Genomic DNA, 25,542 nt, shown 5'->3' with positions numbered 1-25,542 from the left:
CAATCTGCTCCGTCTACTTGACGTGAAGCTCGGCGGCGCACCAGGCTCTCCAACGTCTGCATTGTCTAGTCAATGAGGCCGACATGGAGCCCTGGACCGACCGAGCGGCGTGCCGAGACGCCGACCCGGACCTGTTCTTCCCGGTCACCGAGGACCGGACCCGCCACGCCATCGCCGCCCAGGTGGCCCGCGCCAAGACCGTCTGCGCCCGCTGCCCGGTCTGGAGCACCTGCCTGTCCTACGCGGTCGAGACCCGCCAGGACCACGGCATCTGGGGCGGCCTGACCGCCACCGAACGCCGCCGCCTCGCCCGCGGCGGCACCGAGACCCGCACCCGCCAGCAGCCGCCCGACGCCGCCTGACCCACCGAAGGAGCACCACCGATGTACGAGCTCAACGCCCCCATCAACGCCACCCGCATGAAGGCCGTCGCCACCGGCTACTGCCAGCAGCTCGAGCGCTGGGAGGACGGCCCCACCGGCCGCCGGAGCACCGGTCTCCCACTGCTCGACGACGCCACCAACGCCCCGATCACCATCCACGACGTCATGCTCCCGACCGGTCGCGACGGTCGCCTCGAGCTCCACGGCGTCCGCGTCATCGGCCACGAGGTCCCCGACCTCGAGCCCTACACCGAAGTCGAACTCGAAGACCTCAACGCCCGCGTCCGTCCCGCGCGCAACGGCGCCAAGGGCATCGAGGTGTCCTTCTCCGCCACCGCCATCCGCCCCGCCAACACCGCCGGTGGGGTCCGTCCGGCCCGCAAGACCGGCGGCGACGAGACGGCGGCCGCGTGATGGCCGCCCCCGCTCGTCCTCCTCGGTCTCGGGTGCGGGTGCGCACCGCAGCGCTGCTCGACGAGCTGGTCCTGACCTGCCGCGCCGCCAGTTGCGTCGAGCAGTGGACCCCCGCCCCCATCGGCGACGACTCCGGCGACGGCGTCGTACAGCTCTCCCTCGAGCGCTGCCCCGCCTGCGGCTCCTCGGTCTGGGAGGTCACCCAGGTCCAGGTCGCCACCTCCCCCTCCCGCGCCCGCCGCCGGCGGGCCCGCACCCACCGGAGCAGCCGGTCATGACCACCACCAGGACCCTCGACCGCGCCCGTCCACCCGCCGCCGGGCACCGCCGACCGCCCGGATTCGTCGCACGCTGGCGTGCCCGTCGCGCCGAACGCGACGCGTGGGCCGCGCACCACGTCTTCGCCCAGGGCATCACCGCCGAGTTCCGCGAAGCCTGCACCGCCCTTCGGCTGTGCCAGTACGTCTCCGTCGCCGCAGGGATCACCGTGCGCACCCCGCGGGTTGGCGCCGTGCACGGCGGTCCTCCGATCACGTTGACCGTCGAGCTGATGGCCGGCCAGGAACCGGCCGACTTCACCAGCCGTGAGAACGGGCGCCGCCTCGCGCACTCCCTCGGCGGGCACGGCCTGCGGGTCGAACCGTTGGCGGGCCGCTGGGTGCGGCTGGTCGTGCTCAACCACGACCCGCTGCGCGACGGTTTCGGCCTTCCGTCGCTCGCCGTCGCGTCCGGATCGGAGCCGGTGATCCTCGGGCGCACCGAGGACGGCATCACCCTCGGACACACGATCGCCGACGCCGGCCACATCGCGGTCCAGGGCCAGAACGGGTCCGGGAAGTCCGCGCTCTGCTACGGGCTGCTCTCCCAGCTCGCCGCCGCCCCGGACGTCCTCGTGGCCGGCTCGGACATCACCGGCCTGCTGCTCGGCCGAGCCTGGGACGGCACCGGACACCGAGCCCACCAGGCCGTCGGCACCGGCGACATCGCCGCACACGCGGCGCTGCTCGAGGACCTGGTCGCGGAGATGGACCGCCGGCTTGCGACGATCCCGCCGCGTCGGGACAAGATCGAGCCCACCCCGTCCACTCCGACGGTGCTCGTGGTGCTCGAGGAAGCACCGGGCCTGCTGCGCGCCGCGGACGCGCTGCCCAAGCCGAAGCGCGGCGAAGGAGTGCCGGTCGGCGACCGCATCCGCTCCGCGGTGCTGCGGCTGCTCTCCGAGGGACGCAAGGCCGCTTTCCGGGTCCTGATGCTCGCCCAGCGCTTCGAGGCAACCGCCGTCGGCGGCGGCTACGCCCGCGACCAGTTCGCGCTCCGGCTCTCGTTCCGGGTCCCGGCCGACAGCCTCGCCATGCTCCACGGCGACGACTCCCGCGCGCTCGGGCCCGAGCACGCCAACGCCGCCCCCGGCATCGCCTATCTGTCAGGACTTGGCAGGGACTGCGAACGCATCCGCGTGCCCTACCTCGGTGAGTACGGCGAGTACGTCGACCGCATCGCCGCACACGGACGGCGAGCCGAGTCATGAGCACCCCGAAGGCAGCCGCGGTGCCACGCGTGTGGGCCGCGAACGTCGCCGCCGTCATCGACGCCGGCCGCGCGGTCCTCGTGTTCCGACTGGCACACCTCCCCGACGACGTCGTCGAGGTTGCGATGACCGCCGAGGACGCGGCGCTCTTCGCCAAGACCCTCGACGGCACGGCGCGCTACATGATCGACGGCGCTCGCGAGGAGGCGTCATGAACCTCATCGCCATTGTGATCATCGCGGGGTTGGTCACGGCGCTGCTCGTCAAGAGCCACAAGGCCGCGCCGGCGCTCGTCTCCGGCGTCGTGACGCTCGTCCTGCTCTTCGCCGCCTTCCCCACCCTCGGGCCCGCCGTGTCGAGCAGCGCCGGCGAGTTCGCCCACCAACTCGGCGCCGCCACCGACAGCGCCGCCGACGTCCCGCAGAACGGAGAACGGCCGTGACCGACCTCGCCCGCCACCTCGACGGCGCGTCGACCAGCGTCGCGCTCGCCAACCACGCCACCCACGGCACACCACTGGCCGTCACCGACGCCTACGACGTCGTCGGCGCCCTCGACGAACTCCTGCACCGGCTCCCGCAGCTCGTTGGGTTCCTAGTCCGCAGCACCGAACGCGCCGACCCCGCCGGCTACTTCGACGACCGCGACCACGACCCCACCGCCGTCATCGCCGACGCCGGCCACGCCCTGGCGCTCGTCGTCGCCGACCTCGACGCCGCCGGCGCCCACGCCACCACCGCCCACAACTACCTCGGCCACCTCGGCCGGCACGTCACGGAGGACTGACCGATGAACCGACTGACCGCAGCGAGGCTCAACCGCGACGAGCTGCTGACCGTGCGCCAGGTTCTCGACGAGCTGGGCGGGGTCTCCCGAGACACGTTCTACGAGTGGCGCGAGCGCCGGGTGGCGCCGCCGTGCTTCCGGCTGCCCAACGGTCACCTGCGCGTCCGCCGTGGTGACCTCCTCGACTGGCTCGACGCCCACCGGGACGGCGCGGCGTGAGCGATGAGAGCACCTTTCAGGTGCAGTTCTGGAAGCTGACCAAGCGAACGGGTCGCAGCCGGCCCTGGGGCGTGCGCTGGCGGACCGCCGGCCGGGAGCACTCCGAGTGGTACGCCACGAAGGCGTTGGCGGAGTCGTTCCGCTCCGAGCTCGTCCGCGCGGGCCGGGCCGGCGAGGCGTTCGATGTCGCCACCGGACTCCCGCCGTCGCTGACCCGCAAGCGCGGCGTCGGGACGTTCCTCGAGCTGGCCGTGGCCTACGTCGACCACATCTGGCCGACCGCGCCGCCGAACAGCCGGCGCGCCGCTGTGGTCAACCTGGCCGCGATCACGCCGAAGTTCGTCCGCCCGCTCGAGCACGGCCCGGACGAGACCGACATCCAGCGCCTCGCGAGCACCCACCTCCTGCCGCCGCCGCGCCGTGACGAGGTGCTGAGCCCCGAGGATCGGGCCGCGGTGTCGTGGCTGCGCCGCGCGTCGCGTCCGGCCACTGACCTCGCCGACTCCCTCGCCCTGGGCGCGCTCCTGCACGACCTCGGCACTGCGGCCGGCGGCCGGGCCGTCACCTCGTCGACCTTGGACAAGCGCCGCGCGGTGCTGCACCGGGTGGCCGGCTACGCGGTCGACACCGGCGTCCTGGCCGTCAACCCCGTCACGGGCCGGCGCACCGGAACGGCGCAGGTCACCGGGGGCGTCGATCCGCGGGTGGTGGTGAATCCTGCCCAGGCGCGTCAGCTTCTCGCCGCCGTCACCTACGTGTCCGGACGGCGGCGCAGCGACCGCGAGCGGGGCTGGCGACTCCGAGCGTTCTTCGCCTGCCTGTACTACGCCGGTCTCCGTCCCGGCGAAACCCAGCAGCTCCGCGACACCGACGCGAAGCTCCCGGCCGCCGGCTGGGGCGAGCTGGTCCTCTCCGGGTCGCTGACCGGCGTCTCGGGCGAGCACTACAACGACGGCCTGCGCGACCCCGACGCCCGCCCGCTCAAGCGCCGTCGCCGTGAGGCCGTCCGCCGCGTCCCCGCTCCGCCGGCGCTCGTAACGATCCTGCGCGAGCACCTCGACCGCTACGGCGCCGCAGCCGACGGCCGGCTGTTCCCAGCATTGAGCGGCGGCCGGGTCCGCGAATCGGTCTACACGCGCATCTGGAAAGAGGCCCGCGAGATCGGCCTCAGCCCGGCGCAGGCGGCCTCACCGCTGGCGGCCCGCCCGTACGACCTCCGGCACGCGGCGCTGTCCTCGTGGCTCAACGCCGGGGTACCGCCCACCGAGGTCGCCGAGCGTGCCGGCCACTCGGTGAAGGTCCTGCTCTCGGTCTACGCCGCGTGCCTCGACGGCGAGCGCGCCGCCTACAACGCCCGCATCCAAGATCTACTCGACGAGGAGTGAAGATCTGAAATGCAAGATCTGTTCCGTGACTGTTCCGTGGAATCTCCCGACGAACCGCCCACGCTCGCTGAGCCTCACAGAGACTTCACATCGGGCATTCGACGTCGTCGCAGGTCAGAGGCCCGAAACAGCGGGTCAGGAACCCTACGCCGGTGCTTGCTCCCGAGCGCGGAGGTCCTTGCGCAGGATCTTGCCGGAGGCCGATTTCGGGATCTCGTCGATGAACTCGACGACCCGGACCTTCTTGTGCGGGGCGATGCGCTCGGCGACGAAGGACATGACGTCGTCGCCCGAGAGGTCGGCGCCCTGCTGACGCACGACGAAGGCCTTGGGGACCTCCTCACCCTCGTCGTCCTTGACCCCGATCACCGCGGCGTCCGCGATCCCCTCGTTGGTCAGCAGCAGCGCCTCGAGCTCGGCGGGCGGGACCTGGTAGCCCTTGTACTTGATGAGCTCCTTGACCCGGTCGACGATGTAGAAGATCCCGTCGTCGGTGACCGTGGCGACGTCCCCGGTGTGCAGGAAGCCGTCGCCGTCGAGCGTCGACGCGGTGGCCTCGGCGTTGTTGAGGTACTCGCGCATGACGTTGGGCCCGCGCACCCACAGCTCGCCGCGCTCGACGCCCTCGTCCCCGGTCTCGGGATCGACGAGCTTGCACTCGACGTTGGGGATGGCGACGCCGATCGAGCCGAGGTCCATGTCCGGCCGGTCGTCGGGCATGCAGTGGCTGACGGGGCTGAGCTCGGTCATGCCGTAGCCCTGCAGCACCGTGCAGTTCAGGCGGCGTGCGACGGACTGGCCGAGCTCGGCGTCGAGGGCCGCGGCGCCGGAGAAGACGATGTCCACGCAGTCGATGTCGTACTGGTCGACCATCGGGTGCTTGGCCAGGGCCACGGCGATCGGCGGCGCGATGTAGACGCGGTCGGCGCGGTGCTCGGAGATGATCCGCAGGAACTCCGCGAGATCGAACCGCGGCATCGTGACCACCGCGGCCCGCGCGTGGATGCCCTGGTTCATCATGCAGGTCATGCCGTAGATGTGGAAGAACGGCAGGACGGCCAGGATCGTCGAGTCGGCCGTGACGTGCGTGCCCATCGCCTGGACCTGCAGCAGGTTGGCCACCAGGTTGCGGTGGGTCAGCACGACCCCCTTGGCGCGGCCGGTGGTGCCCGAGGAGTAGGGCAGCGCGGCCACGTCGTCGCCGGTGACCGTGACGCCCGGGCGCTCGGCCGTGGTGGTCAGCAGGTCCGCCAGCGCGTTCTCCGGCATCGGCGTCGACGCCTCGTCGCGGGCGTCGTCGAGGAGCACGACCTCGGCGACCGCGAGCCCCTCCTCCCGCAGCGCGGCGCGGGCGCGGTCGAGGAACGGCGAGATCGTGACGAGCAGCTTCGCGCCCGAGTCGCGCAGCTGGAAGGCGAGCTCGTCGGGGGTGTACAGCGCGTTGACTGTCGAGACCGCGACGCCGGCGGCGAGCGCGCCGTGGAACACCACCGGGTAGTACGGGGTGTTCGGCGCGAAGAGGGCGATGACGTCGCCCCGGCCGAGGCCGCGCTCGCCGAGCGCCGCCGCGAAGCGGTCCACGGCCTGCGCCAGCTCGCCGAACGTCATCCGCCGCCCCGACGGCCCGTCGATGATCGCCACCCGCTCGGCCGCGTCGCCCAGGTCGCCGAAGAGGAACTCGGGCAGACCCACGTCGGGGACGTCGATGTCGTCGTACGGGCTACGAACGATCATGGATGGCACTCCTCGTCGCGCCGGGGCGGGGTTCGATCGCCGTCAACCTACCCGCCGGTACGGGCTCGCGCCCGCCTCGATACGGACGGCGGGGATCGACCCGTGGTCACCCGTTCGGCCGTATAGCGACGGCTTGTTCTGCGTGTTGCGTGGTGGGACAGTGGATACTTGCGTCGTTATGGCTGATCGCGACGTATGAGAACTGGCGGCTCGACCACTCTGTGCGAGCGCCTCGCTGAACGCCCGCCGCCGGCGTCGGATGCCCCCCGTCCCACGCCGGCGGCGTGGCCCTCGTGTCTCAGGACTCCTGATTCCCCGAGTCGTCGACCAGGTGCGCGAACGCGGACAGGTTCGCCAACGACTCCCCGCGCGACTCCCGCCACGCCCACTCGCGGCGGATCGAGGTGGCGAAGCCGAGCTCGAGCAGCGTGTTGAAGTCGCCGTCGGCCGCCTCGAGCACCTGCCCGAGGATCTTGTCGATCTCGTCGTCCACGACGGCCACGAGCGGTACCCGCCCGACGAGGTGGATGTCCCCCGCACGGTCGAGCGTGTAGTGGACGCCGTAGAGCCGGGCGTTGCGCTGCAGCAGGAAGCGGTAGACCTCCGCGAGGTTCTCGTCCGCGTGCCGGCAGACGAACGCCTCGACGAGCAGCGCGTGCGGCGTGAGCACCAGCCAGCAGTGCGTCGCGAGCTTCTTCGTGCCGGGCAGGGTGACGAAGAGCCGTCCCGGCCCGCGCCGGAGGTAGGTCAGCTCGCGCTCGTCCAGCGCGGCGACCAGGACCTTCTCGAGCTCGTCGAGGTCGGGCTGCGACACAGCTCCGGCGCCGCTCCGCTCCGCGTCCCGGCTCACACCGCCACCTCCGCCGCGCGGGCGCGGGCCAGCGAGCGCGCGGCCTCGGCGTACGTGGCCAGCAGCGCGTCGGCGGTGCGCTCCCAGGAGAACATCGTCGCGTGCTCGACGGCGCCCGCCGCGAACCGCTGGCGCTCGGCCTGGTCGAGGCCCACGCGGGCGAGCGCGTCGGCCCAGTGCGCCGGGTCGTGGTCGTCGACGAGCAGGCCCGACCGCTCGTGGGCGACCGCCGTGGGCAGCCCGCCCACGGCGGCGGCCACCACGGGCGTACCGCAGGCCTGGGCCTCGAGGGCGACGAGACCGAAGGACTCGGAGTGGCTGGGGACGGCGACGACGTCGGCGGCCCGGTAGACCTCCGCGAGCTCGTCGCCGGCACGCGGCGGCAGGAAACGCACGAGATCGGCGATACCCAGCTCCCGCGCCAGCGACACGAGCGACTCCGGCGCGGCCAGCCCGCTGCCCGATGGGCCGCCCACGACCAGGACGGCGAGCCGTGCCCGCAGCTCCGGGCGGCGCGCGACCATCGTGGCGGCGGCGCGCAGCAGCACGTCCGGGGCCTTGAGCGGCTGGATGCGGCCGACGAACGCCAGCGTCACCGCGTCCGGCGCGATCCCGAGGGCGGCGCGGGCGGCGTCCCGGTCGCGCGACGGCGTGAAGGTCCGCAGGTCGACCCCCGGGGCGATCGTCCGGATGCGCTCGGGGTCGGCCCCGTAGGCGCCGACGAGGTCGTCGGCCTCGGCCTGGGTGGAGGTGACGAGCCGGTCGGCGACCGCGGCCACCTGCTCCTCGCCCACCACCCGACCCAGGGGTTCCGGGCGGTCGCCCTCGGCGAGCGACGCGTTCTTGACCTTCGCCAGCGTGTGCGCGGTGTGCACCAGCGGCACGCCCCAGCGGTCGCGGACCAGCCAGCCCACCTGGCCGGAGAGCCAGTAGTGGCTGTGCACGACGTCGTACCACCCCGGCTCGTGCCGGGCCTCGTCGCGCAGCACCCCGGCCGTGAACGCGCACAGCTGGCTCGGGAGGTCCTCCTTGCCGAGGCCGCCGTAGGGGCCGGCGGTGACGTGCCGGACGAGCACGCCGGGGGCCAGCTCGGCGACCGGCGGCAGGTCCGACGACGTCGCGCGCGTGAAGATCTCGACCTGCACCCCGCGCTGGGCCATGCGCCGCGCGGTCTCGACCACGTACACGTTCATCCCGCCGGCGTCGCCGGTGCCGGGCTGGGCCAGGGGCGAAGTGTGCAGGGAGATGACCGCGACGCGGCGGAGCTGCCCGGGATGCGGGCGGATGACGGGTTCGGGGCCCCGGGAACGGGTGGCCGCAGTTGCCGTCGCCGTCGTCGCCGCCGGGGTCACACCGCCACCTTAGGTGCGCGGCGGCCGTGAGGCCCGGGCGAACATCGACGACCGGGCCCTAGGGTGCCGCGGTGTGAGCGAGCCGCAGCCCGGTACCGACCGCCCCCTCGTCGTCGTCACCGGTGCCAGTTCGGGCATCGGCGCCGCGTCCGCGCGCGCCCTCGCCGCCGACGGCTGGCACCCCGTCCTCGGTGCGCGCCGCGCGGAGCGCCTGGAGGAGGTCGCCGCCGAGGTCGGCGGGACCGCGCTGACGCTCGACGTCACCGATCCGGACTCCGTCACGGCGTTCGTCGCCGGGGTCGGCGACCTGGTGCGCGGCGGGCAGCCGCTGCGGGGCCTGGTCAACAACGCCGGTGGCGCCAAGGGCACCGAGACCGTCATGGAGGCCGACGAGGAGAAGTGGCGCTGGATGTGGGAGTCGAACGTCCTCGGCACCCTGCGCGTGACGAAGGCCCTCCTGCCCATGCTGATCGACTCGGGCGACGGGCACGTCGTGACGATCACCTCGATCGCCGGGCTCGAGGTCTACGACGGCGGCTCGGGCTACACCGCGGCCAAGCACGCCGAGGGCGCCCTGCACCGCACGCTGCGTGGCGAGCTGCTCGGGCAGCCGGTGCGCGTCACCGAGATCGCGCCGGGCGCGGTGGAGACCGAGTTCTCGCTGGTGCGCTTCGGCGGCGACGAGGAGCGCGCGGCCAAGGTCTACCAGGGCATCGAGCCGCTGACGGCCGGCGACGTCGCCGAGGTGGTGGCGTTCGCGATGAGCAGGCCCTCGCACGTCAACCTCGACACCATCGTCCTCAAGCCTCGCGCGCAGGCCACGGGCATGCGCTTCCACCGGGAGCCGTGAGCCGCTCCTACGACACCGCCCGGTGGGGCACCGGGACCCCGGTCTCCCACGGCAGCACCCGGCCGAACTGGACGAGCTCGCCGTAGAAGGGCTCCATGGCCTCCCCGAGCACCAGGTCCAGCGGCCGGGCCGCGGCCTGCTCCGGCGTCTGCGCCTGGCTCATGTCGGCGAACCACGGCCGCGAGGCCGCGGTGTCGATCAGTCCCGGACACACGGCCACGACCAGACGGCCCGCGCGGAGGTCCTCGGCCCGCCGCGCGGACGCGACGGCGCGCACGGCCGCCACCTGAGCGACCTTGGACGGGATGTTGAGCCAGGTGCCGAACCCCTCGTCGAGCGCCCGGCCCGCGTGGACGGCGGCCCGCCAGTCCTCGACGAGGGCGTCGACGTCCTCGAGCGACCCGCGGGCCGCGGCCGCGAAGCGGTCCCGCACACGGGGGTCCAGCTTGTCGAGCGTGCCGAGCGCGCTCGCCACGACGACCAGACGCCCACCCGGCCGCAGGCGCGGACCGAACGCCCGCAGCATCCGGCTCGTCGCGAGGTTGTTCGTCTCGACGACGGCGTCGACCTCCTCGGCGGGGTCCTGCTCGGGGCTCATGCGGGACGTCGCGTTGGAGAAGACGATGTCGACGGCGCCCAGCTCGTCGGCGAGATCGGCGATCGCGGCGGGGTCGCGGACGTCGAGGACCCGGCCCTCGACCGGGGCCCGCCCGGCCGGCAGCGCCGCCACGGCGGCCTCGACGCGCCCGGCGTCACGTCCGGTGAGCAGCACGCGGTCCGACGCCCCGAGCCGAGCGGCGAGACCGGCGGCGAGGGCGAGGCCGAGGTTCTGGGTGGCGCCCGTGACGAGGGCGGTGCGTGGGGTGGTCACGATGCGACGCTAGGCCCGGCCGACCCATGCGAGAAGCGACGATCCGGCAGTGCTGGCATGCTCGTCGAGCATGGCCGAGCTGACGCCGACGGGGTTCCGGGTCCTGCGCGCGGTGGCGGCGACGGGCTCGCTGACCGCGGCCGGCGCGAGCCTCGGCTACACGCAGTCGGCGGTGTCCCGGCAGATGGCGGCCCTCGAGGCGGCCGCCGGGCACGCGCTGGTCGAGCGCCGCCGCCACGGTGTGCTGCTCACCGCGGCCGGCCGGATGCTCCTGCGCCGCGCGGTCCGGGTGCTCGACGAGATCGACGAGGCCGCGGCGGAGCTCGCCGACCCGTCCTCCTCGAGCGGCCCGGTGCGGCTCGGGGCCTTCCCCGCGGCGCTCGCCGGCGTCGTCCCCGCCGCCCTCGCGAGCCTGCCCGCGGGGATCGAGGTCAGCGTGCGCGAGGGCACCACGCCCGCCCTGGTCCGGGCCGTCCGCGCGGGGACCCTCGATCTCGCCCTGATCGCCCAGGCGCCCCCGTTCCGCCCGCCCGACGCCGAGAGCCCGCCCCTGCGGCTGACCCGCCTCGAGGAGCGGGACCTGCGCGTCGCGGTGGGGCCCGATCACCCGCTCGCGGGGCGTGGCGCGGTCGAGGTGGCCGAGCTGGAACACCAGGTCTGGGTCGCGAGCCGGTCGGACGCCGGCGACTCCCTGCTCGGCGTGTGGCCGGGCCTGCGGGAGCGCGCGGACGTGCGCTACGTCGTGCGCGACTGGCTGGCGAAGCTCCGTCTCGTGGAGGCCGGGCTCGCCGTGACGACCGTGCCCGCGGCCGTGCTGACCGACGTGCGCGTCGACGTCCGGGTGCTGGCCTTCCGCGGCGAGCCGCGCGAGACCCGCCGTCTGCTGCTCGCGCAGCGGCCGGAGGACGGCCGCGTGACCGGGGCCCCCGACCCCGCCGTGGGCGCCGTGGCCCGCGCGCTCGGCCGGGCCGTCACGGCGTGAGGACCCGCCGTCCTCAGAGTGCCGACATCCCCTGCCACTGGTCCCAGGGGATGGCCCAGTCGTAGATGTCGCCGTCGGAGGGCGACAGGTCCACCCCGGAGCCCGTGACCTCGACGGGATCGCCGTAGATCGCGGAGTCGTAGTAGGCGATCGCGTCGGGGGTGGAGAGGTTGACGCAGCCGTGGGTGACGTTGCTGGAGCCCTGCGCGCCGGACGAGGCGGGGTTCGCGTGGATGAACTCGCCGTTGTTGCTCATCCGCACCGCCCAGTGCTCGATGAGGTCGTAGCCGTACTGCGCGCTGACCATCCGCTTGTTGTCGAACTTCTCGGTGACCACGTGGATCCCCGAGCGGGTCGTGCGGTTCGGGTCGGAGTCCAGGCCGTAGCTCGCCGGCACGTCCATGACCTGCTGGCCGTCGCGGATCACGACCATGCGGAAGCTGTTCACGTCGGCCCGCACGATCTGCGAGCGCCCGATGCGGAACGAGGTGGTGAGGTCCTCGCGCCCGTACGCGCCGCCGCCGAGGTCGACGCCGAGCAGGTCGGCGCGGACGTCGACCTGCGTACCGGCCCGCCAGTAGTCCTTGGGCCGCCAGTGGACGCGCGAGCCGCCGTCCTGGTCGGGCAGCCAGGCCCACGAGCCCTCCGTGGGCACCGAGGTGCGCACGTGCAGTGCCCGCTCGGCGGCGGCCTTGTCGGCGACCGGCGCCGCGAACTGGATGGTGATCGGCGCCGCGACCCCGACCTCGCGGTCGTCGCCGGGGTTGATCGTCGCCCGCACGGTCTGCTCCGGCCCGACCGTGGTGAACGACCCGGTGACCGGTGAGGTCCGCCCGCCCGGCGCCGTGGCCGTGCCGCCCCAGGTGTAGGTGGTGCCGTACGCGAGCGGGCCGTTCGGCGCCCAGTGCTTCCGGTCGGGCGAGAGCGTGCCGGCGACCGGCCCGCCCGACGACGCGGTGAGCGTGACGTCGGTGAACGTGCCGTCGGTGGTGGTGGCCCCGACGGGCGCCCGCGGCGCCACGTCGGTGGCGTTCGCGGCGGGTTGCACCGCGACGTTCACCGGCGGCGGGGCGGGCGTCGTCGACGGGCCCGGGGCGGCGCCGGGCGCGGCCGGGCCACCGGAGCCGCACGCGGCCAGCAGCACCAGCAGCAGCCCGCTCAGCGCGGCGAGTGCGACCCGCAGGGCCCGACCCATGCATCCCCCGACCCCTCGTGTTCCCCCGACGACCCCATCGTGTCAGGGGACCCCGACGGCCGCTGGGCTCAGGACAGCGCCGACATCCCCCGCCACGTGTCCCAGTCGAGCGCCCAGTCGTAGACGTCGCCGTCGGACGCGGACAGCGCGACCGGCGAGTTCGTGACCTCGACCGGGTCGCCGTAGAGCGCGGTGTCGTAGTAGGCCCGGGCGTCGGCGGTCGACAGGTTGACGCAGCCGTGGGTGACGTTGCTCGAGCCCTGCGCGGACGCCGACGCCGGGTTGGCGTGGATGAACTCGCCGTTGTTGCTCATCCGCACGGCCCAGTGCTCGACGAGGTCGTAGCCGTACTGCGCACTGGTCATGCGCTTGTTGTCGAACTTCTCGGTGACGACGTGGGTCCCCGAGCGCGTGATGCGGTTCGGGTCGCTGCCGAGGCCGTAGCTCGCCGGCACGTCCATCACCTGCTGACCGTCGCGGACCACGACCATCCGGTGGCTCGTGACGTCCGCCCGCACGATCTGGGAGCGCCCGACCGTCAGGTGGCTCGTGAGGTCCTCGCGGCCGTAGGCGCCGTCGCCGAGGTCCACGCCGTAGAGGTTCGCGGCGACGTCGACGACGGTGCCCGGCTGCCAGTAGGCCTTCGGGCGCCAGTGCACACGCGAGCCCTGGGCGTCGTCGGGGAGCCAGGCCCACGATCCCTCGGTCGGGACGCTGGTCCGGATGCTCAGCGCGCGCTCGGCCGCGGCCTTGTCCGTCACCGGGCCGTCGAACTGGACGACGATCGGCGCGGCGACGCCCACCGTGGCGTCGTCGGGCTGGGCGAACTGCGCGCGCACGACGCGATCCGGGCTCACCGTGGTGAACGCGCCCGCCACCGGGGTCGCGGCACCGTCCGCGCCGACCGCCGAGCCGGTCCAGGTGTAGCGCTTGCCGTAGCCGAGCGCCTCGGTCGCGGCCCAGCGGTGCCCGTCGGGGGAGACCGCGCCGGCGACGACGTGGCCGTCGTCGCCGGTCAGTGCCACGTCGCGCAGGGCGCCGTCCGGGGCGGAGACGCTGATCTCGCCGCCGGGGTCGACGTCGGCCCGACCGGGGACGGCGGTCGTCGTCACGGCCGGGGGACCGTCGGACGACTCGGAGAACGACGCCTGCCCCGGCGACGAGGTCCCGTCCAGCCGGGGTGCCGCACCCGCGGACGCGCAGCCCACGACGACTCCGGCGACGGCGACCAGCGCCACCACCACGCCCAGCACACCCTGAACACGACACCGCACCCGAGAAGCCCCTTCCTGATCGATCCCGAACCGCAGGACGCGGCTCGTCCCGGGACGGTTGTCAGGTGCCGGAGGCGCTCACACGGGTGGCCCAGTGATCGTGAGCCGAGTCTCGCCGGAGGGTCAGAGGGCGCAGGAGACGAGCACGGGCTCGGGCTCGAGGCGGAGGCCGAACGCGGCCTCGACGTGGTCGCGGACGTCGCGGGCGAGGGCGAGCAGGTCGTCGGTGGTGCCGCCGCCGCGGTGGGTCAGCGCGAGCGTGTGCTTGGTGGAGACGCGCGCCGGGGCGTGCTCGCCCGGGTGGCCGCGCGGGATGCCGGAGCGCTCGATGAGCGCGGCCGCCGAGAGCTTCACCCGGCCGTCGGGCTGGGGCCAGGCGGTGATCGGCGGCACGCCCATCGTCTCGGCGCGCGCCGCGATCTCCGCCGCGGTGTCGGGGTCCACGACCGGGTTGGTGAAGAACGACCCGGCGCTGCGGCTGTCGGCGTCCTGCGGGTCGAGGACCATGCCCTTGCCGCGGCGCAGCGCGAGCACGGCCTCGCGGGCCGCGGCGACCGGCACCCGGGTGCCCGGCGCGACGTCGAGGGCCCGCGCCAGCTCGGCGTAGCGCACGGGGGCGGAGAGCCCGTCGGTGCTCAGGCGGAAGCGCACGCCGAGCACGACCTCGCCGTCGACGTTGCGGTCGCCCTTGAGCCGGCTCGTGCGGTACCCGAGGTCGAGGTCGGCGGCGGGCACCGTCGCGCGGCGGCCGGTGCGCCGGGCGTAGAGGTCGACGTCGACGAGCACGTCGGCGACCTCCACGCCGTACGCGCCGACGTTCTGCACCGGCGTGGCCCCGGTCCGCCCCGGGATGCCCGACAGGCACTCGAGCCCGCCGAGCCCGTCCGCGACGGTCTCGGCGACGAGGGCGTCCCAGTCGTGGCCGGCCTCGACGTGCACGACGACCGACTCCGCGTCGCGCGCGACCTCGCGGTGACCCCGGTTGTCGATCACCAGCGCGGTGCCCGGGAAGCCGGCGTCGCCCACGACGAGGTTCGAGCCCCCGCCGACCAGCAGCAGCGGCTCGCCGGCCTCGTCGGCCGTGCGGGCGCACTCGACCACCGCGTCGGCTGTCGACGCCCGGACCAGGCGCCGCGCCGGGCCGCCGAGCCCGAGCGTGGTGTGGGGCGCCAGCAGTGCTGCGGGGTCGCCGTCCCGACCGGCGGTGCCGGTGGTCGGTGTCCCTGCGGTCGTCCCGGGTGCCACGACACGCGACGGTAACCTGCCGCCCGTGCCCCGCCGCATCGCCCACCGCGCCACCTGGGACGCGCCCGCCGACGACGTCTACGCGGTGCTCGTCGACGACGACCACCTGCGCGCGCGCCTCAAGGAGCTGGGCGGCAACGACCCGGCCCTGCTCGAGCACTCGGTCGACGGCGCGGGCGCCCGCCTGCGCCTGCGCCACTCGGTGCCCGTCGAGTTCCTGCCGTCCGTCGTGCGCCGCTTCACCGGTGACGACCTGGTGCTCGACCGCGTCGAGACCTGGACGCCGCGGGACGGGGGCGGCTACGACGGCACGTTCGAGGTGACGGTGCGCGGCCTGCCCGGGACGCTCACCGGCACCCAGCGGCTCGCCGACGACGGCGACGGGTCGGTCACCGAGATCGACGGGCAGGCCGCGGTGAACGTGCCGATGGTCGGCAGCAAGATCGAGGGCGTCGTCGTCGAGCAGGTCGGCAACCTGCTCGACGCCGAGGACGAGTTCACCCGCCGCCGCCTCGGCGACGGTCGCTAGCCCGTCGTCACGCCGTTCGACGCCCCCGCGTGCGGGACCCGCTCCGCCGGGACCGCGCCCAGGCGCCCGGCCTGGAAGTCGCGGAAGGCGTCGTGGACCTCCTCCTTGGTGTTCATCACGAACGGGCCGCCCCACGCGACCGGCTCGCGGATCGGGCGCCCGCCCAGCAGGACCACCTCGAGCTTGGGGTGCCGGCCCTCCTGGCCGGCGTCGGCCGCGACGCGCAGCGACTCGCCGGGACCGAAGACCACCAGCTGCCCGGTCCGGATCGGGCGGCGCTCGGCGCCCGCGGTGCCGTCCCCGGAGAGGACGTAGGCCAGCGCGTTCTGCTCGACGTCCCAGGGCAGGTGCAGCTGGGCGCCGGGCTCGAGCGACGCGTGCGCCATCGTCATCGGGGTGTAGGTCGAGCCGGGGCCGGCGTGCCCCGCGACGTCGCCCGCGATGACCCGCACCAGGGTCCCGGCGTCGGCGGAGCTCAGCAGGGCCGCCTCGCCCGAGCGCAGGTCCTGGTACCGCGGCTGGGCCCACTTCTGCGCGCGCGGCAGGTTGACCCACAGCTGCAGCCCGTGGAACAGCCCGCCCGACGCGACGAGGGCCTCCGGCGGGCGCTCGATGTGCAGCACCCCGCCGCCGGCGGTCATCCACTGGGTGTCGCCATTGGTGATCATCCCGCCGCCGCCGTGGTTGTCGGCGTGCTCGAACGTGCCGTCGATGATGTAGGTGACGGTCTCGAAGCCGCGGTGCGGGTGCCACGCCGTGCCCTTCGGCTCCCCCGGCGCGTACTCGACCTCGCCCATCTGGTCCATGTGGATGAACGGGTCGAGCAGGGACAGGTCGACGCCCGCGAACGCGCGCCGGACCGGGAAGCCCTCGCCCTCGTAGCCCTGCGGCGCGGTGGTCACCGACCGCACGCTCCGCTCGGTGACGGCGACGCCGGGACCCCCGGGCTCGGGGATGCGCGGCAGGACGGTGAGGTCGGCGACCGTGAGTGCGGGCATCGTCCACTCCTCGACTCGTTGAAGCTTCAATTGTATCGCTCACAACCCCGCGGACGCCGCATCGATTCCCTGCGCTGAACGTCCCCTCCGTGACCCACGAACGGGTTACGGTGCCCGTGTCGATCATGCGCCCTCCGGGCGCGGCGTGGGGGAGGTCGCGCGATGGCGCCCGAGGACGACGAGACCCGCCCGGACCCCGCCCCCGGGGAGCCGGACGCCACCCCCACCGCCGTGCACCCCACCCGGTCGTCCGGGGGCACTGACGACGCCCCGACGCCGGCCGCCGGGCCGACCGGCTCACCCGCCACCGATGCTTCGGGAACCGAAGCATCCCGAGCCGACGGCGACACCTCGCCCGCCGCCCCGGACACGGGCACGCCTGCCGCTGGAGATGCTTCGGAAACCGAAGCATCTCCCGCGGAGAGCGGCACCACCCCGACCGCGTCCGACGGCGTCGACGCCGGTGCGACGGCCGTCCACCCGACGGCCGGCGCCGCAACCACCACCGTCACCACCGCGACGCCCACCGAGGGCGGCACCCAGCGCTACGACGTCCCTCGAACGGCGGCCGCGCCGTGGCAGCCCGGGACGGCGGGCCCGGCCGCGCCGCCGACCCCGGCCGCCCCGTGGGGGCCGGCGCCGTACCAGGGGCCGGGGACCGGACCGATGCCGCCCGTCCCCCCGGGCGCCGCGGCCGCACCTGCCTTCGGGACGCCACCGGCCACCGGCGGGACCGGCCCGTGGGGTCCGCCCACCGGCCCGTTCGCCGGGGCACCCGGGGCATACGGCCAGTACGGCGGGTACGGCCCCGGCCCCACCGGACCGTTCTGGGGCCCGCCACCACCCGGCGCACCCGGCGCGCCCCCGAGCGGGCGCCCGTACCGGCGCGTCCTCTGGATCGGGGTCGCGGCGGCCGTCGTCCTGGTCCTGCTCGTCGCGACGGTCGTGCTGGTGACGCGGCCGAGCTCGCCCGCGGCGACGGTCGAGGCGGTCTCCGCCGACATGGGGGGCTGGGAGGGCGTGGCCTACTCCGGGCGCGTCGCCGACCGGGCGGGCGGGCAGGCCGCCCTCACGATGACGGTCGACCGGTCCGGCAACGCGACGGGCATCCTGACCCGCGACGGCGGCGGGCGCGCCGACTTCGTGCTGTCCGGCACCGAGCAGGCGATCCGGGGCGACCAGGCGTGGTGGCAGCGCTCCGCGGCGGCCTCTCGACCGGAGCTGGTCGAGCGGCTCGCCGGAGTCTGGCTCACCGACGCGCGGTCGGCGCTGCCCGACGGTCTCGCGACCTGGGGCTTGTCACCGGGTGAGCTCGCGGGGCGCCTGTCCCCGGCCGGGCTGCGGGAGCAGGACGCGGTGGTCGTCGACGGTCAGGAGGCCCGGGTGTTCACCTCCGGAGCCGCCGACGAGACCCGGCTGACGGTGCGCGACGACGACCCACCGGCGCTGGTCGCCATGGACCTGCCCGGCTTCGGCACGGGCCGCGCCGGGCCGGCGACCGTCGCCCGCGCGGACCCGCAGGTCCTCGGGACGGTGCCCGGCCTCGTCGCGCAGCTGCCCACGATGAAGAGCTGGTTCACCGCCCTCACCGAGCGCCCGCAGCTCGCGATCTCCGTCGAGGGCAGCGGCGAGGTGTGCAACAGCCCCACGTGCACGGTGACCGTGCGGCTGGTCAACTCCGGGACGATCGGGACCAGCGGCACGATCGTGGTGACCCTCAACGACGCCGAGGTCGCCCGGCACCCGTTCCGCTCGGACCCCGGCTCGAACCTGACCTTCCCGACGACGGCCGCCAACCCGGTCTACAGCACCCCGGGGGCCCGGATCACCGCGCTGTGGAACGCCCGCGTCGAGGGCGGACGCTAGCTAGCGCCCCAACCCGTCGAGGGACTCGGCGCCCGGGACCGCGCCCAGGACCTCGCCGGGCACGAGCAGCTTGCTGCCGCGGATGCCGCTGCCCACGATCACCGCGGGCGCGGCGAGCACGGCCGGGTCGACGAGCAGCGGCCAGCCGGCGGGCAGGCCGAACGACGTGATGCCGCCGTAGGCCATGCCAGTGAGCGCCACGGCCTCGTCCATCGGCGCGAACGACGCCTTGCGCACGTCGAGACGCCGGCGGACCGCGCCGTTGACGTCGGCGCGGGTGGTCGCCAGCACGACGCAGCCGGCGTAGCGGCGCTCCCCGGAGCGCGACCCGGCGACGACGACGCAGTTGGCCGAGGCGTCGAGCGGCGAGCCGTACGCCTCGCAGAAGGCGGCGGTGTCGGCGAGGTCCGGATCGATCGCCGCGACCAGACAGGTGGCTGCGACGTCCGCTGGTAGGGCCCGCAGCGCGGCGACGACCGGTTCGGCGAGCAGATCGGTCCGCTCGAGGGCGGGCTCCGGCTCGAGCGTGCCGGCGACGGCGCGGGCCTCGTCGGTCAGGCTCACCAACGAGGGCCCTGCTGGATCTCGACGACCCGCGGGCGCACGTCCACGATGTAGATCAGCACGGCGATCATGCCGATGAGCCACAGGAAGCTGTACGGCCCGCTGGTGGAGATCGCGAGGATCGCGAGGCCGACGCCGGTGATGGCGCACCAGACCGGCTTGGTCAGCTTGTCGGCGGCCGTGAACGCGTCGGAGCGCTGCATCAGGGCGTGGACGAAGGCGTACAGACCCACCGGGATCCCGAGCAGCCACAACAGGCTCAGCACATAGAAGTCGAGGTTGTAGAGCACCGACACACGGTCAGAGTACGTGCACCGCGAGAAGCCGCGACAGGCACGCAGGGTCCCGAGCGCACACGACGGCCCCGGGACGGGGAGCATCCCGGGGCCGTTCGGCGGTGTGGCATCACCCCGCGGGGTGACGAGGGATCAGGCCTTCGGCGCCCGCTTGGCGGCGGTCGCGGTGGCCGCCGACTTGGGGGCGTTCTTCGGGCCCTGCTTCTTCGGCGCGGTGCGCGCCGCGGCCTTACGCGTGGTGCTGCGCGTCTCGGACGCCACCTCGTCGCCGGCCTCCTTGATCTCCTCGGAGAGCTCCGAGCCCGCCTCGGACACGGCCTCGGCGGCCTGCGCGCTGAAGCGCTGGGTGGCGCGGGCGGCGCGCTCGCCGACCGAGCGGGTCTGCTTGGTGACCTCGGCGAGGGCGCTCTCACCGCGGACGCGGACGCCCTCGACGGTGTCCTCGAGGTTCTTCTCGACGTCCTTCTGCACCTGGTCGACCGTGGCCAGCGCCTGCTTGACCTGCGGCTGGGCGGTGATGTCCTTGTAGGCGCCCTCGCCGCGCTTGATCAGGTCGGCGTAGACGCTGCGGACGGCGGCCAGGTAGCTGTCGACCAGGCGACGGAAGTCCTCCGTCGTGAGCTTGGTGCGCAGCTCCTGCAGCTCGGCCGGGAGGTCCTCGACGCGGGCCTGCACCTCGGTGGCGCCGGCCTGCACGCGGCCGACGGCCTCACGCGCGGTCGCGACGGCCACGTCGCCCAGGCCGAGCACGGCCAGAGCCGGCGACCGCAGCGGGTCGATGGCGTCGGAGACGACCTTGTTGGCCTGGTCGCGGGCCTCGCGGACGTCGAACTTGGTCGGGAACGTGACAGCCATGGTTGTTCCTCACTCCTGGTGCGTGGGTCTTGGCGGTAGATGCGTGACGTCGGTCAGGACGACCGCTGGACCGGGGTGTCGACGGCGGGGTCGGCGGCAGCGCCGACCGCCTCCTCGAGCACGGTCCCGATGTCCTCGGTCCCGGTCGCGTCGCTGCTCCCGGTGGCCTCGTCGGCGGCGTTGCCGCGGCGGAAGGACTCGTAGATGTCGGTGAGCACCTGCTTCTGGCGCTCCGACAGGTCCGGATCCGCGGCCACGGCGTCCAGCACCGGCGAGTGCTCCCGGGGCTCGAGAATGCCGGCACGGACGTACAGCGCCTCGGCGGAGATCCGCAGGCCGGTCGCGATCTGGGCCAGGATCTCGGCGGAGGGCTTCCGCAGCCCTCGCTCGATCTGGCTCAGGTAGGGGTTGCTGATGCCCGCGACCTTGGCGAGCTGGCGGAGGGAGACCTCCGCGCCCTCGCGCTGCCGGCGGATGTAGGCCCCGATGTCCTCGACGGCCTGGCCGATCTTCTCGACCCCGTCCGTGCTGGGCATCCGGACCACCTCCTCCCGAACTCGCTGACACCCACGCTAACACGAGTGCTAGCTGGTGCAAGCGCTCTGCTTGCGCTGGTCACGTGGGCTGTCGCACACACGGACGGGGTACCGGCTAGGCTCCGGCACCGATGGCGGTGGGGCCCGCCGACAACCGCGCGACGTGCGCCAACGGTCCCTGGAGCGGCAGTGACGCGCGCCCAGGGAGGACACACATGACCAGCCCGGACCCCGACGCCGAGGACGTCATCGCCGGACGTCCCCCCGGAGCCCCGGTCCTGCGCGGGCAGCGCGCCGCCGTGGCGGTGGTGGCCCTCGGCGGCGTGGTGGGCTCGCTCGCCCGCTGGGCGGTCGGACTGGGGCTGCCGACTCCGTCGGGCGGGTTCCCGTGGGGCACGTTCGGCATCAACGTGCTGGGCAGCCTGCTCATGGGCGTGCTCGTCGTCGTGGTCACCGAGGTGCGCGACGCCCACCCGCTCGTGCGGCCCTTCCTCGGGACGGGCGTCCTCGGCGGGTTCACGACGTTCTCCACGTTCGCGGTCGACACCCAGACCCTGCTCGCCGGCGGCCACCGCGCGACGGCCCTGGCCTACCTGGCGGGCACCGTCCTCGCCGCGGTCGGCGCGGCGGCCCTGGCCATGGCGGTCAGCCGCCGGGTCGCGGGCGTGCGGGGAGGTCTCCGGTGACCGCGCTCCTGGTCGCCCTCGGCGCCGCGCTCGGGGCGCCGACCCGCTACCTCACCGACCGGTGGCTCCAGTCGACCCACGGCACCGGCTTCCCGTGGGGCACGTTCGCCGTGAACATGACCGCGTCGTTCGTGCTCGGCCTGGTGCTCGGCGGTCCCGCCCCGCACGTCGCGGTGGCCGCCGTGGGCATCGGGTTCTGCGGCAGCCTGTCGACCTGGTCGACGCTGGCCTACGAGACGGTCCGCCTCGCCGACGAGCGCGCGTACACCACGAGCGTCATGAACGCGGTCGCCTCGACCCTCGCCGGCCTCGGCGCCGCGGGGCTCGGCCTCGCCCTCGGCGCCGTGCTCTGGGCCTAGACCAGGAGCTCGCCGACCGTGTAGATCACCAGGCCCGCGAGCGCGCCGACCATCGTGCCGTTGATGCGGATGAACTGGAGGTCGCGGCCGACCTGCAGCTCGATCTTGCGGGAGGTCTCGGGGCCGTCCCAGCGCGCGACGGTGTCGGAGATCAGCGTGGAGATCTCGCGGGAGTACCGGCCGACGACGTAGCCGGCGGCGTCGACGATCCAGCCGTCGATCTTGTCGCGGAGCTCGGCGTCCCCGTCGAGGCGCTCGCCGAAGCGGGCGATGCCGTCGGTGACCCGCAGGCGCAGCTGCGAGGACGGGTCCTCGGCCGCGTCGAGGAGCATCGCCTTGCCGGTGGCCCAGGCCCGCGAGATGAGCGCCTGGACGTCCGGGTGCTCGAGCAGCTGGCGCTTGATGTCCTCCACCCGCTCGAGGGTGTCCGGGTCGTCCTGCAGGTCGGCGGCGAAGGACACGAGGAACCGGTCGATGGCCTTGCGCAGGGGGTGGTCCTGGTCGGACTTCACCGCCCAGGCGAAGGACAGCGCCTCGGCGTAGACGCGGTCGGCGATGATGCCGTCCACGAACCGGGGCGACCAGCTCGGCGCCTGCTTGCTCACCAGCGCCATGACGGTCTCGTGGTTGGTGCGCACCCAGTCGTAGGCGCGGTCGCACACGAGGTCGACGAGGCGCCGGTGCGACCCGTCCGCCAGCACGCCGGCCAGCAGGCGCCCCAGCGGCGGCCCCCAGGGCTGCGCGACGACCCGGCGGGTGACGGCCTGGTCGACCACGGCCTGGATCTCGTCGTCGCGCAGCACCGTGACCGCGCCGCGCACGACGGTCGCGAGCTCGGCGGTGACCCGCTCGGCGTTGCCCGGGGCGGCGAGCCAGCCGCCGAGCCGCGCCGAGATCTGCGCGGCGCGCAGCTTCTCGCCCACCACGGTCGGCGCCAGGAAGTTCTCGCCGACGAACCCGGACAGGCTCGCCCCGAGCTGGTCCTTCTTGCGCGGGATCAGCGCCGTGTGCGGGATCTTGATGCCCAGCGGGTGCCGGAAGAGCGCGGTGACGGCGAACCAGTCGGCGAGACCGCCGACCATCCCGGCCTCGGCCGCGGCGCGGACGTAGCCCGTGAACGCCGGCCCCCCGTTGCGCTCCCACAACAGGAAGACCACCCACACGACGGCCGCGCCGAGCAGGAACGACAGCGCGACGGCCTTCATGCGCCGCAGCCGGGCCCGCTTGTCGGCGTCGTCGACGAGGCCGACGAGCCCCGCACCGACCGGTTCCCGCCGCGACCGACCCGGAGACGACTCGTCCGGAGACGCCTGCCCCGGAGACGTCTCTCCGCGAGACGACTGCGCCGTGGACCTGTCGTCCGAGCCCGCATCATCGGTACGGTCACGTCCGACCACCGGCACGCCGACGGGGTCCGTAGGTGGGTCGAGCTCCGCTCCGCTGCGGCCCTGGGCGGTCTGCACGTCCTCCAGTGTCCCACCGCCCGGGACCCCTCGGCGGGCCGACGGGACACGGGACGGGGGCCACGGGCGAGATAGAGGAGACCGACGTCACATCCTTGTCGTCACCCGCACTGGTGAACCGGACGACCGCCCGGCGCGAATCCGGGGCACGACAACGAGAGTGCGTATCGGTCGGACGAGTTCGTTCGTTGGACTGATGCCGTTGTCGCCGTCGTTCGCGCCGGAGTCGCCGCGCGGCCGTCACGGTCGTCGGTCGCCCCGGACGGACGGGGTCGTCGACGTCACCCGCCGACCACCGAGCCGTCCCGCGGGACGACCCGGTCCCCCGTGCGACCGACCGCGCCCGGCCGCACGGGGTCTCGCGTCCCCCGGTCGCCGTGCTGCCCCACGGTGACCGGGGGACGCCCCTCACGGCCGGGTCCCGCTACAGCTGCAGGCTCGGGCGGTAGCGCCGCATCCAGGCGTCCATCTGCAGCACCGACTCCATCCGCGCGCGATCGGTGTCGATGCTCGGGCCGTCCTGCGGGGCGTCGATCGCGGCGCGCAGGGCGTCGAGGTCGACGATCTCGCGGACGGGGGCGTCACGGTCGGCCACCAGGTCGGCGACCGACGCCCGCAGCGCCTTCTCGTAGCCCGGGTCCTGGGTGGACGGGTACGGGCTCTTGACCCGGTCGACGATCGACGACGGCAGCACGTCGCGCGTCGCGGCCCGCAGCAGGCTCTTCTCGCGCCCGTCGAACGTCTTGAGCGCCCACGGCGTGTTGAAGACGTACTGCACGAGGCGGTGGTCGCAGAACGGCACGCGCACCTCGAGGCCGCTGGCCATGCTCATGCGGTCCTTGCGGTCGAGCAGGATCTGCACGAACCGCGTCAGGTGCAGGTAGCAGACCTCCCGCATCCGCCGCTCCTGCGCGCTCACCCCGTCGACGTGCGGGACCTCGGCCAGCGCGTCCCGGTACGAGGCGTCGACGTAGCCGGCCAGGTCGAGCCTGTCCCGCAGCTCGGGCGCGAAGTGGCCGGTGGAGTGGTCGAGCGGGCCCATCCGCGTCGCGGCCATCCACGGGAACGTGTCGGCGTTCACCGCGTCGGCGTCGTGGAACCAGCGGTAGCCGCCGAACACCTCGTCGGCCGACTCGCCCGAGAGCGCGACGGTCGAGCGGCCGCGGATCGCCTTGAACAGCAGGTAGAGCGAGGTGTCCATGTCCCCGATCGACACGGGCACGTCGCGCGCCGCGAGCACCGCGGCCCGGGCGTCCGGGTCGGTGAGGTCCTCGTTGGAGAGGGTGATCGCCGTGTGGTCGGCGGCCACGTACTCGGCGAGCTCCCGGACGTAGGGACCGTCCGGGGTGTCGCGCATCGGGTCGGCGGTGAACGCGTCCTCGTAGCCGACGAAGTCGACCGAGAACGACCGCACCGCGCCGGCGTGCTGCGCCCGCAGCTTCTCGGCGGCCAGCGCGGTGATCGCCGACGAGTCCAGGCCGCCGGAGAGCAGCGAGCACAGCGGCACGTCCGAGATCAGCTGGCGCTCGACGATGTCGTCGAGCAGCTCGCGCACGTGCCCGACGGTGGTGTCCCGGTCGTCGGTGTGCTCGAGCGCCTCGAGCTGCCAGTAGCGGTGCACGTCGGTGCCCTCGCGCCGCACGCGGACGAACGAGCCGGGCCGCACCTCGTACATCCCGCGGTAGAGCCCGTGCCCGGGCGTCTTGACGTGCGCGAGCAGCTCGCGCAGGCCGTCGAGGTCGAGCACGGCCTCGGCGCGCGGGTGGGCGAGGATCGCCTTCGGCTCCGACCCGAACAGCGCCCCGTCGGGCGTCGGGTACCAGTAGAGCGGCTTGACGCCCATGCGGTCGCGGACGAGGAACAGCTCCTCGCTGCGGTCGTCCCAGATCGCGAAGGCGAACATCCCGTTGAGGCGCTCGACGACGTCGGAGCCCCACTCGAGCCAGCCCACGAGCACGACCTCGGTGTCCGAGGCCGTCCGGAAGGCGTGGCCGCGGCCCTCGAGCTCGCGGCGCAGCTCCGTGAAGTTGTAGACCTCACCCGAGAACACGAGCGTCAGCACGGTCTCGCCGTGGCGCTCGAGCGTCATCGGCTGGGTGCCGCCGGGCACGTCGACGACGGCCAGCCGCCGGTGCCCCATCGCGGCGTGGGACCGCTCGTCCGACCCGTTCGCCGGCGAGAGCCAGAGGCCCCCGTCGTCCGGGCCGCGGCAGGCCATCGTCTCGACCATCGGGGCGACCTCGGCGCGATCCACACCCCGCGCCAGGTCCACGGCTCCCGCGATGCCACACATCGGCACGACCTCCTCGTCGTCGGTGACGG

29 protein-coding genes are annotated in these 25,542 nt (G+C 74.1%); 15 read left to right on the top strand and 14 right to left on the bottom strand.

The genetic code is table 11. From position 1 onward, the window contains the following. Window positions 1-83: 83 nt before the first annotated feature. Genes ACR9E3_RS23780 through ACR9E3_RS23740 form a run of 9 tightly spaced genes read left to right on the top strand, consistent with a single transcriptional unit; the run spans window position 84 to window position 4,715 of the window. A complete protein-coding gene (locus ACR9E3_RS23780; RefSeq protein WP_460383086.1) occupies window positions 84-362 on the top strand; it encodes a WhiB family transcriptional regulator in 279 nt (92 codons plus the stop codon). Between the two features lie 21 nt (window positions 363-383). Next, complete coding sequence (locus ACR9E3_RS23775; RefSeq protein ID WP_460383085.1) at window positions 384-797, top strand: hypothetical protein; 414 nt, start codon at window positions 384-386, stop codon at window positions 795-797. A 38-nt stretch (window positions 798-835) separates the two neighbouring features. Continuing rightward, entirely contained in the window at window positions 836-1,075 is a 240-nt protein-coding gene (locus tag ACR9E3_RS23770) for a hypothetical protein (protein ID WP_460383084.1), read from the top strand. Beyond that, window positions 1,072-2,325, top strand: coding sequence for a hypothetical protein (locus ACR9E3_RS23765; protein ID WP_460383083.1), 1,254 nt, complete (start codon window positions 1,072-1,074; stop codon window positions 2,323-2,325). The genes ACR9E3_RS23770 and ACR9E3_RS23765 overlap by 4 nt, the downstream gene beginning before the upstream one ends. Next, window positions 2,322-2,540 carry a hypothetical protein gene (locus ACR9E3_RS23760; RefSeq protein WP_460383082.1) on the top strand — a complete coding sequence of 73 codons (219 nt, stop codon included), beginning with the start codon at window positions 2,322-2,324 and terminating at the stop codon, window positions 2,538-2,540. The genes ACR9E3_RS23765 and ACR9E3_RS23760 overlap by 4 nt, the downstream gene beginning before the upstream one ends. Continuing rightward, window positions 2,537-2,767: a hypothetical protein gene (locus ACR9E3_RS23755; protein WP_460383081.1), complete on the top strand. Its 231-nt coding sequence runs from the start codon at window positions 2,537-2,539 to the stop codon at window positions 2,765-2,767. Before ACR9E3_RS23760 ends, ACR9E3_RS23755 begins: the two co-directional genes overlap by 4 nt. Further along, entirely contained in the window at window positions 2,764-3,111 is a 348-nt protein-coding gene (locus tag ACR9E3_RS23750) for a hypothetical protein (RefSeq protein ID WP_460383080.1), read from the top strand. The genes ACR9E3_RS23755 and ACR9E3_RS23750 overlap by 4 nt, the downstream gene beginning before the upstream one ends. 3 nt (window positions 3,112-3,114) lie before the next feature. Continuing rightward, window positions 3,115-3,330: a helix-turn-helix transcriptional regulator gene (locus tag ACR9E3_RS23745; RefSeq protein WP_460383078.1), complete on the top strand. Its 216-nt coding sequence runs from the start codon at window positions 3,115-3,117 to the stop codon at window positions 3,328-3,330. After that, window positions 3,327-4,715, top strand: coding sequence for a tyrosine-type recombinase/integrase (locus ACR9E3_RS23740; protein WP_460383077.1), 1,389 nt, complete (start codon window positions 3,327-3,329; stop codon window positions 4,713-4,715). The genes ACR9E3_RS23745 and ACR9E3_RS23740 overlap by 4 nt, the downstream gene beginning before the upstream one ends. Window positions 4,716-4,859: 144 nt before the next feature. On the opposite strand, the gene ACR9E3_RS23735 is transcribed toward ACR9E3_RS23740, so the two are convergent. From ACR9E3_RS23735 to mshA, 3 genes are all read right to left on the bottom strand, one after another. Beyond that, entirely contained in the window at window positions 4,860-6,449 is a 1,590-nt protein-coding gene (locus ACR9E3_RS23735) for an AMP-binding protein (RefSeq protein WP_460383076.1), read from the bottom strand. Between the two features lie 298 nt (window positions 6,450-6,747). Then, entirely contained in the window at window positions 6,748-7,263 is a 516-nt protein-coding gene (locus ACR9E3_RS23730) for a type III secretion system chaperone family protein (protein WP_460383224.1), read from the bottom strand. Between the two features lie 32 nt (window positions 7,264-7,295). Then, window positions 7,296-8,585: a D-inositol-3-phosphate glycosyltransferase gene (gene mshA / locus ACR9E3_RS23725; RefSeq protein ID WP_460383223.1), complete on the bottom strand. Its 1,290-nt coding sequence runs from the start codon at window positions 8,583-8,585 to the stop codon at window positions 7,296-7,298. 139 nt (window positions 8,586-8,724) lie between these two features. On the opposite strand from mshA, the gene ACR9E3_RS23720 reads away from it, so the two are divergent. Continuing rightward, window positions 8,725-9,501, top strand: coding sequence for an SDR family NAD(P)-dependent oxidoreductase (locus ACR9E3_RS23720; protein ID WP_460383075.1), 777 nt, complete (start codon window positions 8,725-8,727; stop codon window positions 9,499-9,501). A 7-nt stretch (window positions 9,502-9,508) separates the two neighbouring features. Here ACR9E3_RS23720 and ACR9E3_RS23715 read toward each other — a convergent pair whose 3' ends face one another. Then, window positions 9,509-10,372, bottom strand: coding sequence for an SDR family NAD(P)-dependent oxidoreductase (locus ACR9E3_RS23715; protein WP_460383074.1), 864 nt, complete (start codon window positions 10,370-10,372; stop codon window positions 9,509-9,511). 70 nt (window positions 10,373-10,442) lie between these two features. Here ACR9E3_RS23715 and ACR9E3_RS23710 point away from each other — a divergent pair, with 70 nt between their 5' ends. Then, window positions 10,443-11,354, top strand: a complete 912-nt coding sequence (locus ACR9E3_RS23710; RefSeq protein WP_460383073.1) for a LysR family transcriptional regulator — start codon at window positions 10,443-10,445, stop codon at window positions 11,352-11,354. Between the two features lie 13 nt (window positions 11,355-11,367). On the opposite strand, the gene ACR9E3_RS23705 is transcribed toward ACR9E3_RS23710, so the two are convergent. The 3 genes from ACR9E3_RS23705 to ACR9E3_RS23695 form a co-directional block, all read right to left on the bottom strand. Continuing rightward, the gene (locus ACR9E3_RS23705; RefSeq protein WP_460383072.1) at window positions 11,368-12,549 is read right to left on the bottom strand and encodes a L,D-transpeptidase; all 1,182 of its coding nucleotides are present in this window, start codon (window positions 12,547-12,549) and stop codon (window positions 11,368-11,370) included. 68 nt (window positions 12,550-12,617) lie between these two features. Next, entirely contained in the window at window positions 12,618-13,793 is a 1,176-nt protein-coding gene (locus ACR9E3_RS23700) for a L,D-transpeptidase (protein ID WP_460383071.1), read from the bottom strand. Window positions 13,794-13,946: 153 nt separating this feature from the next. Continuing rightward, the gene (locus ACR9E3_RS23695) at window positions 13,947-15,107 is read right to left on the bottom strand and encodes a UDP-N-acetylmuramate dehydrogenase (protein ID WP_460383070.1); all 1,161 of its coding nucleotides are present in this window, start codon (window positions 15,105-15,107) and stop codon (window positions 13,947-13,949) included. On the opposite strand from ACR9E3_RS23695, the gene ACR9E3_RS23690 reads away from it, so the two are divergent. Beyond that, on the top strand, window positions 15,094-15,597 hold the full coding sequence (locus ACR9E3_RS23690) for a DUF2505 domain-containing protein (protein WP_460383069.1): 504 nt from the start codon (window positions 15,094-15,096) through the stop codon (window positions 15,595-15,597). The genes ACR9E3_RS23695 and ACR9E3_RS23690 overlap by 14 nt on opposite strands. Here ACR9E3_RS23690 and ACR9E3_RS23685 read toward each other — a convergent pair. Beyond that, entirely contained in the window at window positions 15,594-16,595 is a 1,002-nt protein-coding gene (locus ACR9E3_RS23685; protein ID WP_460383068.1) for a pirin family protein, read from the bottom strand. The genes ACR9E3_RS23690 and ACR9E3_RS23685 overlap by 4 nt on opposite strands. A gap of 162 nt (window positions 16,596-16,757) precedes the next feature. Here ACR9E3_RS23685 and ACR9E3_RS23680 point away from each other — a divergent pair, with 162 nt between their 5' ends. Next, window positions 16,758-18,461 (top strand): hypothetical protein, encoded by a 1,704-nt coding sequence (locus tag ACR9E3_RS23680; RefSeq protein WP_460383066.1) that lies wholly within the window; start codon window positions 16,758-16,760, stop codon window positions 18,459-18,461. Here the strand turns inward: ACR9E3_RS23680 and ACR9E3_RS23675 are convergent, their stop codons facing one another. The 4 genes from ACR9E3_RS23675 to ACR9E3_RS23660 all read right to left on the bottom strand — a co-directional run bounded on the left by ACR9E3_RS23675 (window position 18,462) and on the right by ACR9E3_RS23660 (window position 20,712). After that, the gene (locus ACR9E3_RS23675; RefSeq protein ID WP_460383222.1) at window positions 18,462-19,019 is read right to left on the bottom strand and encodes a YbaK/EbsC family protein; all 558 of its coding nucleotides are present in this window, start codon (window positions 19,017-19,019) and stop codon (window positions 18,462-18,464) included. A gap of 2 nt (window positions 19,020-19,021) precedes the next feature. Continuing rightward, a complete protein-coding gene (locus ACR9E3_RS23670) occupies window positions 19,022-19,321 on the bottom strand; it encodes a DUF2516 family protein (protein ID WP_285648943.1) in 300 nt (99 codons plus the stop codon). Between the two features lie 132 nt (window positions 19,322-19,453). Continuing rightward, on the bottom strand, window positions 19,454-20,176 hold the full coding sequence (locus ACR9E3_RS23665) for a hypothetical protein (RefSeq protein ID WP_460383065.1): 723 nt from the start codon (window positions 20,174-20,176) through the stop codon (window positions 19,454-19,456). 53 nt (window positions 20,177-20,229) lie between these two features. After that, a complete protein-coding gene (locus tag ACR9E3_RS23660; protein WP_460383063.1) occupies window positions 20,230-20,712 on the bottom strand; it encodes a helix-turn-helix domain-containing protein in 483 nt (160 codons plus the stop codon). A gap of 215 nt (window positions 20,713-20,927) precedes the next feature. On the opposite strand from ACR9E3_RS23660, the gene crcB reads away from it, so the two are divergent. Together crcB and ACR9E3_RS23650 are read left to right on the top strand one after the other, a co-directional pair. After that, window positions 20,928-21,398, top strand: a complete 471-nt coding sequence (crcB, locus tag ACR9E3_RS23655; RefSeq protein ID WP_460383062.1) for a fluoride efflux transporter CrcB — start codon at window positions 20,928-20,930, stop codon at window positions 21,396-21,398. Next, a complete protein-coding gene (locus ACR9E3_RS23650) occupies window positions 21,395-21,757 on the top strand; it encodes a fluoride efflux transporter FluC (RefSeq protein ID WP_460383060.1) in 363 nt (120 codons plus the stop codon). Before crcB ends, ACR9E3_RS23650 begins: the two co-directional genes overlap by 4 nt. Here the strand turns inward: ACR9E3_RS23650 and ACR9E3_RS23645 are convergent. Beyond that, entirely contained in the window at window positions 21,754-22,962 is a 1,209-nt protein-coding gene (locus tag ACR9E3_RS23645; protein ID WP_460383058.1) for a DUF445 domain-containing protein, read from the bottom strand. The two genes, ACR9E3_RS23650 and ACR9E3_RS23645, sit on opposite strands and share 4 nt — an antisense overlap. 682 nt (window positions 22,963-23,644) lie before the next feature. Continuing rightward, the gene (asnB, locus tag ACR9E3_RS23640) at window positions 23,645-25,513 is read right to left on the bottom strand and encodes an asparagine synthase (glutamine-hydrolyzing) (protein WP_460383057.1); all 1,869 of its coding nucleotides are present in this window, start codon (window positions 25,511-25,513) and stop codon (window positions 23,645-23,647) included. Window positions 25,514-25,542 lie beyond the last annotated feature (29 nt).

This window comes from Actinomycetospora sp. C-140 (genome assembly GCF_054796175.1).
This window is presented reverse-complemented; position numbering and strand designations above follow the sequence as displayed.